The sequence below is a fragment of the Vibrio paucivorans genome, from assembly GCF_054053395.1.
Window position 1 is genome coordinate 748,664 of sequence record NZ_CM133231.1, and the last position, 12,011, is coordinate 760,674.

11 protein-coding genes are annotated in these 12,011 nt (G+C 46.0%); 2 read left to right on the forward strand and 9 right to left on the reverse strand.

Translation table 11 applies throughout. The features are described from left to right. The first annotated feature begins 100 nt into the window (after positions 1-100). Positions 101-361: a putative hemolysin gene (locus ACXABW_RS18590; RefSeq protein WP_457526889.1), complete on the forward strand. Its 261-nt coding sequence runs from the start codon at positions 101-103 to the stop codon at positions 359-361. Positions 362-438: 77 nt separating this feature from the next. Here ACXABW_RS18590 and ACXABW_RS18595 read toward each other — a convergent pair whose 3' ends face one another. After that, entirely contained in the window at positions 439-1,311 is an 873-nt protein-coding gene (locus ACXABW_RS18595; RefSeq protein ID WP_457526891.1) for a YdcF family protein, read from the reverse strand. Between the two features lie 179 nt (positions 1,312-1,490). Here ACXABW_RS18595 and ACXABW_RS18600 point away from each other — a divergent pair, with 179 nt between their 5' ends. Further along, entirely contained in the window at positions 1,491-2,861 is a 1,371-nt protein-coding gene (locus tag ACXABW_RS18600) for an L-serine ammonia-lyase (RefSeq protein ID WP_265687560.1), read from the forward strand. Positions 2,862-2,890: 29 nt separating this feature from the next. Here ACXABW_RS18600 and ACXABW_RS18605 read toward each other — a convergent pair whose 3' ends face one another. From ACXABW_RS18605 to ACXABW_RS18640, 8 genes are all read right to left on the reverse strand, one after another. After that, complete coding sequence (locus ACXABW_RS18605; RefSeq protein WP_457526894.1) at positions 2,891-3,772, reverse strand: LysR substrate-binding domain-containing protein; 882 nt, start codon at positions 3,770-3,772, stop codon at positions 2,891-2,893. Positions 3,773-3,834: 62 nt separating this feature from the next. Then, positions 3,835-5,229 (reverse strand): FAD-dependent oxidoreductase, encoded by a 1,395-nt coding sequence (locus tag ACXABW_RS18610; RefSeq protein ID WP_457526896.1) that lies wholly within the window; start codon positions 5,227-5,229, stop codon positions 3,835-3,837. Between the two features lie 236 nt (positions 5,230-5,465). Next, entirely contained in the window at positions 5,466-5,819 is a 354-nt protein-coding gene (locus ACXABW_RS18615) for a DUF3316 domain-containing protein (protein ID WP_252031590.1), read from the reverse strand. 290 nt (positions 5,820-6,109) lie between these two features. Then, a complete protein-coding gene (locus ACXABW_RS18620) occupies positions 6,110-7,012 on the reverse strand; it encodes a multidrug transporter (protein WP_457526898.1) in 903 nt (300 codons plus the stop codon). A 74-nt stretch (positions 7,013-7,086) separates the two neighbouring features. Further along, positions 7,087-7,791 (reverse strand): phosphonate utilization transcriptional regulator PhnR, encoded by a 705-nt coding sequence (gene phnR, locus ACXABW_RS18625; RefSeq protein ID WP_252031596.1) that lies wholly within the window; start codon positions 7,789-7,791, stop codon positions 7,087-7,089. Between the two features lie 9 nt (positions 7,792-7,800). Next, positions 7,801-9,531 (reverse strand): putative 2-aminoethylphosphonate ABC transporter permease subunit, encoded by a 1,731-nt coding sequence (locus tag ACXABW_RS18630; protein WP_457526900.1) that lies wholly within the window; start codon positions 9,529-9,531, stop codon positions 7,801-7,803. A 10-nt stretch (positions 9,532-9,541) separates the two neighbouring features. Next, positions 9,542-10,651 (reverse strand): putative 2-aminoethylphosphonate ABC transporter ATP-binding protein, encoded by a 1,110-nt coding sequence (locus ACXABW_RS18635; protein WP_457527143.1) that lies wholly within the window; start codon positions 10,649-10,651, stop codon positions 9,542-9,544. A 187-nt stretch (positions 10,652-10,838) separates the two neighbouring features. Continuing rightward, positions 10,839-11,849, reverse strand: coding sequence for a putative 2-aminoethylphosphonate ABC transporter substrate-binding protein (locus ACXABW_RS18640; RefSeq protein WP_252031602.1), 1,011 nt, complete (start codon positions 11,847-11,849; stop codon positions 10,839-10,841). Positions 11,850-12,011: the final 162 nt, after the last annotated feature.

The following is a 12,011-nucleotide window of genomic DNA, read 5'->3' on the forward strand; positions in this document are numbered from 1 at the left end:
TTTAGACATCATCGATCTTTTAACAAACTTAAGACAATGTTTTTTCGAACATCTTCTATAATCGCTTTTATGCTACTCATTGAGTTTATTGGAGAAAGTAATGAAAAAGTCCTATCTATTTGCAAGCGTAGCCGCGGTAACGGTACTAGCTGGCTGTGCAAGTGAGCCGGATGAATACGAAGTAAAAGAATACACTTCAGTGGCTAACCCAGCGGCAGTTTACTGTGTGCAGCAAGACGGTGAGCTAGAAACTGTCACTGAAAACAACAAGCGTGTTACCTACTGTGTACTTTCTGAAGAAGAACGCGTTGAGCAGTGGGAGTACTACCGCAACTCTCAAGAGAAAAACAACGAGAGCTAATTGCAAAGATTCAACTTTGAATCAGGATATAGAAAAGGAGCGAATAGAGCTCCTTTTTTAGTTTCTGTTTCTCGCCACTACAATGGTTTAGGAGATAAGGATTCAGGGTCGAGATAGCGATTAAGCGCAGTTAAATGACGGTGAAACTCTTCCAACCCGCTTTCAATATTCGCGACGCTTGAGAGATCCTTTGTTTCTCTGACTACTGTCTCGAGTTGAGGTAATCGCTCATCAAGCAACGTGAAAACCTGCCCACTAACCAGTGCCTTTTCCGACAACAACTTCGCATCGTGAATGGCCTGCTCTGCCAAACGCAGTGGCAAACATTGGACAGATTCTATGTCCCGCTTGAAAGCCCCGCGCACCACTCCTTCCAAGAACACCCGATACGTGGTGAGAACATCCATCAATAGGAACAACTGACTCCGCAACGAAGTATGCGGATATGGCACAGCTATGTGGTCATCAATCTGATAGCTAATCGCAAGCTTGATACCTTGCTGCACCGTTTTGTCACGCAGCACTTTGAGTAGCCCCTGCTCATCCATTAACTGCTGGATTTCGAAAATGCGCTCTAGGTGGTAGTCGTTAGATACAAACGCCACCTCGAGTTCATCTCCTTTGCTAATCAAACCACTATTAAGCAGCTCGTGCGAAGCGTTTTGAATGTTCTCGACTGTGCTTACCGAGCGGTTTTCCAGCAATATTTGCTCATCAGGAAAGGTAAGATTTCTCTGCTTCATCATGGAGATAAACGCTTGGAACATAACCTCCGCTTCCGAGCATGTATTCCCAGCAGTAATACCACCGCAAAACAGTAGCACGGTTTCTCGTTGCTTCAGGTTAGGCAACGCCTCCACCAACCCAGCGACCCGAGAGTGCCCTTCCTCAGTCAATCGGTCACCGACCAATCTTTTGCCTAGTAAGATAACTACCTTACGAATGCTCATCTTTTGCTCATGTCTCATTTTATTCGCCTATGAGGACGAAGATCTGTACAACTCTGTGCTAAGCCGTTACTTTGCAGTTGTTAACATTAAGTTAATGCCCTTTAAGCAGCCTAGGGCAACTCAACTATATTTATATAAGAGTTTGTTTTATCAAACCTCAAGTATCGCAGGAAGTACTTATGCTATCTATCTTTGATATCTACAAAATCGGGGTCGGGCCTTCTAGCTCACATACGAATGGCCCAATGATCGCTGGCCACCATTTTACTCGCTTAGTTGCGCCACATATTAGTAAAGTCAGCCGCGTTCAAGTCGATTTATACGGTTCACTATCGCTAACTGGTAAAGGCCACCATACCGACAGAGCCGTAATTCTGGGCTTGCTCGGCAACAAGCCCGACACGATTAAAGTAAGCAGCGCCAATCAAGCAATGAAAACCGCTATTGATGAAGGCAAGCTGCAATTAGCCGACGCTCACACGGTTAGCTTTAGCTACGAATCAGACATTCTTTTCCATAGCGATAATCTGCCATTGCATGAAAATGGCATGACCATCACTGCGTACGATTCTCTCGGGTCTCAACTGGCTTTTGAAACCTATTATTCAATCGGTGGTGGCTTTATTGCGACAGCCAAAGAGCTAGAAAATGGCAGTGATGAAGCGGAAACCCAAGTTGAGTACCCATTCACTTCAGCCGACGAAATGCTGCTACAAGCCGAGAAACATGGCTACAGCCTAGGTGGCATGATCCTTCGTAATGAACTGGCTTTCCAATCAAGTGACGCTATCGACCAAAAAGCTGAACAGATTTGGAAAGTGATGTCTTTGTGCATGGAACGCGGCTTCGAAACAGAAGGCATCTTAGAGGGTGGCTTAAATGTTACCCGCCGTGCACCCAACCTTTTAAAGAAACTGGAAGCGAATGCAGCCGTTGAAAACGATCCAATGGAAATCATGGATTGGATCAACTTGTTCGCCTTTGCTGTCAGTGAAGAAAATGCGGCAGGTGGCCAAGTTGTTACCTCTCCGACAAACGGCGCTGCTGGGGTCATTCCTGCTGTTTTGATGTATTACCACAAATTCATCAAAGAGCTCGATACTCGCCAGTTAAAAGACTTCTTGGCTGTCTCCGGTGCCATTGGCATCTTGTACAAGACTAACGCCTCGATAAGCGGCGCAGAAGTGGGTTGCCAAGGAGAAGTCGGTGTATCGTCTTCTATGGCTGCGGCTGGGTTAACAGCGCTTCGTGGTGGAAGTAACGAACAAATTTGTATGGCGGCTGAAATTGCAATGGAGCACTCTCTTGGAATGACCTGTGACCCAATAGGCGGATTGGTTCAAGTTCCTTGTATCGAGCGAAATGCAATGGGCGCAATGAAAGCCATTAACGCCTCTCGTATGGCATTAAAACGTACCAGTAAATGTTTGATCTCGTTAGATAAGGTTATCGAAACCATGTACCAAACGGGTAAAGACATGAACAAGAAATACCGTGAGACGTCACTCGGTGGCCTAGCAACCATTCACCTTGCTCCGCCTTGCGAATAGTCACAAATCAAGTAACACCCACACACTGGCTAACGGAGCGACTCCTTTAGCCAGTGAGTAAAATGTTTCGAGTACAGATTGCTTTGGCTATTTGAAATCAAGTAGTGGCCACTTTGGCTCGGCATTTCATGATCGGAGACTTTTACTAACGTCCCTTGTGTTAATTGCTCTTCCACCAGCAAATCCCTAACCAGCAACACCCCTAACCCATTCTCGGCCGCTTCAATCGATAGGAGTGAATGTTCAAATTGCCATTCTGCTTGCGCATTAACGTGTCCATCGCAATTAGGCGTAGCCGACTTGAACCAGTCGCCCCATCCTTCTCGATAACCAAACGTCGCAATTTTCGGAGCTGATGAAATCCCTTCAATCTCGTGTAGCGAGTAGCTTTTCGTCAACTCCGGGCTGGCCACTACGATCCACTTTTCTTGAGTGAGTGGCACTGCCGATTTGTCTAGCCAGTTTCCATAGCCATTAATAATCTCAAGGTCAGCCACCTTACTGCCATTCGGATAGGCATTCGACGTCGTCGACACCTTGATTTTCACTTTCGGGAAACGACGCTTAAAGTCGGCTAAACGAGGCATTAGCCATTGATAACAAAAACTCTGCGCGACATGTAACGTGAGTTGATGGGATTTTTTTCGCTCAAACAGGTGATGTGTTGACACCGACAGCGACTCAAACATTTCGCTGAGTACCGGTAAGTAATACTCAGCATCTTCGGTTAGCGTTAGTTTAGCGCCTTGGCGCTCAAATAGCTGAGCATCTAAATAAAGCTCTAGCTGCTTAACTTGTTGGCTCACAGCCGCTCGTGTGACGTTCAGCTCTTCCGCCGCCTTAGTGAGGCTTTGATGGCGCGCGGCTGCTTCAAATGCTCTTAGCCCATTAAGCGGCGGTAAATAACGCATAACAATCGATCATCAATAGCAAAACTGTCATTTTGACCAGCCAAAATGACAGTTCGATGACGTTAAACTTTATCTGTTTTACCCGCAGCCCCCGCCAGCTTGGATAGCCAGACATCCCAAGGCTTTGGTTTCAACTCATTGTCTTCCGCGTCTTCCTTGCGCCTCACCGCATTGCGAACCATCATCGCACCAAGCCAGCGTACTGGTTCCGGTGGAAACTGACCGAGAGGCCCCTTTGCCAAACCACATCGACTCCAATCATTGTCTAGTCCTAGCACCAAAGACGATAAGATTTTACCGCCAAGATGAGTTTGCACCACACCACTGCCGGAGTATCCAAAGCCATAATAGATATTGCTTTGTCCCTCTAGGCTGCCGAAAAAAGGTAACCCTGTCACTGAGCGATCTGATCCGCCAGTCCAACTATACGCAAAATCCGACTGCTCTAATTGAGGAAACAAATTCTGGAATGAGCGTTTCAACAGCGGTTGATACTTGGTCGGGTGATTAAACATCTCATCAACCCTATTTGCAAAGGAGAACTGGTTACCCCCTTTACCCAGCATTAACCTGCCCTCTTTGGTATCTCGGTAGTAGTGGACAAAGATTCTTGAGTCGACCACTGTGGCTCCTTGTTCTGGGCCATGCTGGCGCAACTTGTCGCTAATCGGGTGGGTCACCACCATATCCGACGACACCACGACGATGCTGCGCTTAAACTGGCGAAAGTGTTTCACCATCCATGCATTAAGAGCCAACACCACTTTATTCGCTGTCACGCTGCCATTAGGCGTGTTGACACGTGCAGGCTGGCCAAAATCGAGCGTATTCATTGGGCTGTTTTCATAAATCTCGATGCCCAGCTCTAACGCTACTCGGCGCAGCCCTCTCACCAATAACGCAGGTTGAACACTGGCCGCAGCAGGAGAGTAGAATCCATCGATGTGTCGATGGGAGCCGGCTTTTTTGGCCAATTGGTCGTCACATTTTTGCCAACTGTTAATCCCCAGCGAATCCAGTGCATCCACCACTGGCTCCATACTTCCTTGCTGGGCGCTATTCGTCGCAGTGTAGTAAGTCCCCTTTAGGTATAACTCTGCATCAATATTGTGCTGATTACAGAACGCTTCGATGTCATAAACCGCTTGCTCAGACTGAGCAACCAACCATTTGGCTTGTTCTTCTCCAAACAAACGTTGTAGTGTCGGGAACTTGGTCGACCACGTCAGCATACAACCGCCGTTAGCACCTGAAGCGCCGCTTCCACACAACCCTTTCTCAATAATGACGACTTTATGATTCGGTTGCTGCTGTTTGAGCATAATTCCAGTCCAAAGCCCAGTATAGCCCCCGCCAACAATGACCACATCAGCGTCGATGTGCTGTTCGAGTGTTTGAGTCTGTGTATCTTGTTCGCGTTCTAACGCTTGTTTAAACCAAAATGAAGGATGGTTCATAGCTGACCTTTTTAATGATTTCCGTTGTCATTACTCTATGTGGTCAAAGCAAAGTGCACGAGCTAGATTATCTAACGTCAACCGTTAGGAATGGTGACGCCAGCAATGACGTTTTCATCCGTAATTTACTCTCTCTTAAAAAGAAAAGCCCCGCATAACGCGGGGCTCATTATTATTTTAAGTTTTAGTGCTAGCAAAAACTTAATAATCACACTTTAGATTAATTCTTAACCTAATTAATCACGATCACGCGCACGATACTCGTAGCTGACATTCACAATAGGTTGATACGCCATACCTTGCTCGGTGATCAACTCATGCACAGTAACGTTTGAGTTGGTGACCGAAAATGATTTCACGTCGACTAACTCATTACCTGAGTGGCGAAGAGTTTGGTGCAACTCTGTTGATGACATGTTGCTGAGATCCATAAGCATTGTTTTGCCTTGCTCAATCGCCGCTTCTTTAGACGCGACGGCATCACCGTTGATGCGCTCTGAACTCACTTTAGAATTGTAAGCACCACTCAAACCCGCCATAGCACTTACGCTGAACATTAGAATTGTTGTTAAACCGATTACCTTGATCATAACTGACTCCTTTTCTTACCTAAAAGTGAACTCGATGTTTGCTCTCGAGTTCTTGTTAAGTACCGATAAAGACCCACAGCAGATCAGATATATTTCATTAAAAATTTCACCCATTCATAATTATTTTCCACGAAAGCTCGCAGTTAATAATTGGCGCTAAAAATGCTAATTCAATTAGTTTCAATGAATACAGGCAGTTATTGCTTCAACACTTAAAATAAGGCTCAAATTAACACGCCATTCTTTAGAATGTTTGGCAATATGCCGCACGAAAAGGTCATAAAGGCGCTCTAGCTAAGGGATAAAACCAGCCCGACTAAAATCAGCAGAACACCTACTCCACGGGTGAGGTACCATTTTTCTTTCAAGAAAATTACCCCCATGATAAGTCCGAATACAATGCTGATTTGACGCAACGCGACCACAAAGCTGACGTTTTCTGTCATTGTCATCGCAAACAGAACCAGTCCGTACGTTGCTGCCATCATACTCCCCGCAATAAGTGCAGAGCGGCGTATGTTCCATGCTACACCGAATTGCTCTCTTTGCTTGGTCGCCAGCAAATACACACTGATTGGCATTGCAATCGCCCAGAACTGAATACCAAGGTAAAACACAGAGGAGTATTGATCGGCAATAAGCTCACCCACCGATTGATTAATCAAAAGCAACGCTTCTTTGTCAATGATGGAATACCCAGTTGTACCCACCGCAGCAACCAATGCCCAAAGTACCCCAAGGTTAAGGTAAGAGGAAAAGTTGAGCTGCTTAAAACTGTCGAGAGGAACAACTAAACAACCCAATGTAATGAGAGCAAAACCAAACCAGTGCAGTGGCTCCAGTTGATGCCCAAGTACCACAGTGCCCACACCAACCATGAGCACTGGTAAGGCTCTTGCCATTGGGTAAACCACGCCTATATCCGCATGTTTATAGGCTAGGCCTAAACCCAGCAGATAAACCATTTGGCTTATTCCGCTCACTAACAAAAGTTTCCAGAAGACTGGCGGTAACGACTCAAGGCCGATGGTGTTCAAATACCAAATCAAGTAGGGGGTGAGCAAAGTAGCAGCAGCACTACTGGTTGCTAAAAAAAACGCAGCACCAGAGACCTGGTTACTTTTCCCTAGAATATTCCAACCGGCATGAAGAAGCGCAGAAAAGACGACTAACGCAACCGCGAAAAGAGTCATACTAATTCCTTGAATAAAGCCATTTAAAGAAAAGCTCCTGCAGCGGATGCCGTAGGAGCTAATTATAGGATGAGTTAACGTTCGAGCTGAGCCAATGACTCTATGCTGATAGCATCGTGGCGCCAATACTCAATATCGCAATCAATCAACTCACCGCTTTGGTTGTAATTGATTCGCTCAACCACCATCGCAGGAGTGCCCGACGTCGCTCTTAACGCCTGAGCGGTTTCCCCAAGTAAAGAGCTGGTGCTAATACGGTAACGTATTTTTTGATATACAACGCCAAAGTGCTCGCGGTAGATATCCGTCAGCGAGTTAGACAAGTCGAAGTCCAGTAAGTTAGGGAATAGCTCCGGGCGAATATAGTTAGTGACATACACCACCGGTCGGTCTTCTAAATAACGAACTCTATCGACTCGGTACACATCCGAGAAAGGCTGAAGATCGAGTAAGCTGGCCGCTTGTTTATTAGCAAGAATGCCTTTTGCCGCCACCAACTCTGTTCTTGGCTGTCTGTTTTGCCCTAGCGCCATGTTGGTGAAGTTCAACGTTTGAGTAGGATCGTAGCGCAGCGGTGCAGGTGAAATAAACCAACCTCGACGGTCTTCTCGGTAGATTTTCCCCTCAGCTTCTAGCAGCGAAAGAGCTTCGCGCAGTGTGACTCTCGTGGTATCAAACGATTCGGCTAGCTTACGCTCTGCTGGGAGCTTTTGACGAGGTGCTAACATGCCCGAATCGATCTGCTCTACGATGGCATCCTTAATTTTTACGTACTGCACAAATTGTCCTTATCTCTTACGCCAAGCTTGGGTTTTATTTTCTAACGCTTTACCAACTGTCATGTGAACGAGTTTGGCGAGTGCGGCTGAAATCATTATCATCACAGCCATCGCAGCGGCTGCGCCAGTTTGCCCTGCATCATCCATGTTCAATACAGATACAGAAGCTGGAATCGTGTCGGTCGAATATAAGAATACTACCGCAGAAGTGGTGGTTAATGCATTAATAAACAAATAGGTAGCAATATCCAAAATAGCCGGCAAACAAACTGGCAAGGTTACCTTAAAGAACAGTTTGTACTGCGGCAGCTTAACCGATGCCGCCGTGGCTTCGATTTCACCGGGTAGTTGCTTCAAAGCAGTTAGCGCTGTCATATGACCAACAGTGTAGTAATGCACTACGGTATTAATGACCAGAAATGCCATCGTTCCGTAGAGGATGCTTAGCGGGTTATTGGCATCATTAAAGTAGAATATATAACCCAAGCCCAGCACCATACCAGGAACCGCCATTGGTACCACACTCAGCATTTGCATCACTTGGCGAATTGGGGCAAATGAGCGACCTTTCTCAATACAGTAGGCACCCACAAAGATCACCGCTGTACCAATTACCGCTGTCCAACCTGCAAGAGTGAGTGAGTTAAAATACGGGCTCCAGCCATAGGTGCTCATTTCAGCAAAATTATAGTTGTTCAGCGTTAGTGCTTTATTCCAAGGCCAGAATGTCACCAAAGACCCATACACTGCCATGCCCAATACAACCAATACGGCAATCGAAATAAGCGAACAGTAGACCAAACACAATCCATCTCTAAGCCTATTAGGCTCTGGCTGATACGGTACCGAACGAGTGTCGAACATACTTTTCTGTTTTTTCTGCACCCATCTGTCAGCAACGAACGCAAGTAAAGCAGGCAATAACAGAATCAAACTGGTTACTGCACCCATCGAGAAATTCTGTTGCCCTACAACTTGCTTAAAGATATCGGTTGCCAGAACGTTGTAACTGCCACCGATGACTTTCGGCACACCGAAGTCGGTAATCACTAGGGTAAACACCACTATCAGTGTACTTATCAAGCCGAACTTTGCCGCAGGTAAAGTAACGACAAAAAAGGTTTTGATTGGCGACGTTTTCAGCGCTCGCGCAGCTTCATACAAGCGCGCATCTGAAGTACGTAAAGAAGTCGTCAGTATCATTAAAGCATGAGGAAACGTCCAAAAAATCAGTCCCAAAGAAATACCAATCAGGCCGTAAACGGAATTTCCGGCTAATACTTCTTTCGCGATTCCCTGATTACCAAACAGGAAAATCAAACTGATCGCAGGGAGCAAAGAAGGTGCGAGAATGGGTGCCGTACCTAATACTTGGAACAGCCCTTTCATTGGCATACAAGAGCGTGTTAAAGCATAAGCGTAACCAAAGGCGAGAACCCCAACCACTGAAGTCACAATGAGGCCAACAGTGAACGTATTGCCCAGAGAGTGCCAAAGACTTGATGAGGCGAAATAGGTCGCAAAGTTCTCAAAGCCAACATATTCCCCATCGCTGTTTTGCACGCTTTTGGTCAACATCGCCCACAGCGGCATCACGATGAACAATACCATCAAGGTTGATAGGGTAAGTAGAATGGCAAACAGCACGATGTTATCTTTGCTCACACGAGCAGCCATCGAGTCCAACATCGACGGCTTACGGCTGTTCGAAGAGTTGGTCGTCATGGTATCAAAATCCATTTATTTACCCTTAAGCAGCCAGTGACTTGTGCGAAGTGACGGAGCGCTTTGAATACGCTCTTAACCCACTTTGTGCAAACGTAATGTAGCGAATGTCGCCTCGGCGTAACTTGTTTTCCGTTACCCACTCTACTGGGATGTCCACCAAAATTGGCTTAGCTTGGCTGTCATGCTGCAACTGGCACTCCGCTCGATAGAAAGCCCCTAGGAACTCAACATCCGTCACTCGTACAGGTAAGCCATCATTAAAGCTAGACGTAAACTTAATACTTTCAGGGCGCACCGCAAGCTCGAAGCTGTCACCACGGGCAATCGGCATATTTTCTATCACAGGGAGTGGGATCAGCGATTCTGCAATGCGCAGCTTGGTATCTGTCGCCACCGAGGATTGAATGAAGTTCATACTGCCAACAAATTCCGCCACAAATCGAGTTGCCGGCTGTTGGTAAATCTCTTGAGGCGTCCCTACCTGTTCAATCACTCCGTGGTTCATAACCACGATACGATCGGCCATTGTCAACGCTTCATCTTGGTCGTGCGTGACCATAATGGTGGTAATGCCTAACTTTCGCTGTAACTGACAAATCTCGTCACGCAGGTGAGTACGAACTTTCGCGTCCAGTGCCGATAAAGGTTCATCTAGCAACAGTAACCCCGGTGACAGCGCCAGAGCACGACCAAGTGCGACGCGCTGCTGCTGACCTCCGGAAAGTTGGTTCGGGTATTTTTGAGCCGATGCCGGCAACCCGATGGTTTCTAGCCAGCCATCGACTTTTTCCAATGCATCTTTGGTCGACATACCTTGATTTTTAAGGCCAATGGCAATGTTCTCTTGCACAGTAAGGTTTGGGAATAAAGCGTAAGATTGAAACACAATGCCAAAGTCGCGTTTCTCTGGAGGAAGAAAAGTGGTGTCTTGACCGTTTTGATAAATAGATCCAGAAGTCGGCAAATCTAGGCCTGCAATCGCGCGCAATAATGTCGTTTTACCGCAGCCTGATGGTCCAAGAAAGCACACAAACTCACCCTGCTCTATAGCAAGTGAAATCTGTTTTAATGCTGTGAACTGACCGAATTGCTTCACAACATTTTCAATGGTTAAGTAAGGTTGGTTGGTCATCATCAGATACTCTCCAATTGGTATACACCAACCTTAGTTCTGGTTTATTTCAATTCAATGACGAATTTATAGAGAGAAGATGACACTTGTATTGCAGTTTCAATATAGATTGAAGCTAGCTCGAAAAACGCATTTTAGAAACAACAAAGGAGAGCCGAAGCTCTCCCAATACCGCCTTAGTTTTAGGCTAAGATTTTGGCTCTGACTTTCCGTCGAATTTCTCAGACCACTTTGCTAGCACTTTCGAGCGGTCACTACCCATTTTCGCGAAGTCCATTTTCGCCATTGATGCTTCAACATCAGGGAAGTTAGAAACCGTTGCCGTCACTTCTTTATGAGCAACGACTGGGTACATTTCAACGTACAATTCGTTAGCGGCTTTAGAAATCGACCAATCCACAACGCGTTTCGCTGCTTCTGACTCTTTGACTAAGCCAACCGCTTCTGATTCCCAGCCAATCCCTTTTGGTGTAATCACAGCAAGTGGAGCGCCTTGAGTTTTCAGCTTCGCACCACGGCTTGCCATGGAAATACCGATAGCAACTTCACCCATGCCAGCCTGAACACAAGGCTTGGAACCAGAGTGTGTGTAGTGAGCAATGTTGTTATCAAGTTTCTTCATGTAGTTCCAGGCTTGATCTTCGCCCATGTTTTGCAACCAAGCCGATACTTGCATATAACCTGTACCAGAAGACGCAGGGTTAGGCATCGCAATGTGGCCTTTATAGACAGGTTTCGTTAAGTCTTCCCACGACGTTGGTTTTGGTAAATCTAGCTGTTTCGCAACCGCTTCGTTGAAACAAACCGCGTTGAAGAAAGCATCGTTACCAAACCAAGCTTGAGCTGATTGAGGATCGTTTAGGTCACTCTTCAGCATATCTAGACCTTGCGGTGTGTATGGTTGCAAAATGCCTTCTTCTTTTAGCAACGCCATTGACGATCCCGCTAGACCCCATACGACTTCAGCACGAGGGTTGTTTTTCTCTGCCAGCAATTTAGCCGTCATGATTCCCGTTGAATCACGCACCCATTTGATCTTAACGTCTGGGTTTTCTTTTTCGAATGCCGATTTATATTTCGCAAGAATATCGGTTTCAAAAGCAGTGTAAACCGTCACTTCCTGCGCTGCATATGCATTTGTGGCCAACAGTGATACAAGTGCAGCCAGTGATCCTTTCATCAAACGGTTTTTCATCATTTTCTCCAATTATGGCGTTGTTTGGGTATAAAACAGTCTGTTCAAATTCAGTCTAATTCGCTTTTGCGCTATCAATTGGTCTGCACCAGTTGACTATATACACCCTAATTTTTGTTTATTACGTTTAAATGAACAAAAAATGGCAGTTTTGAGAAATATAAA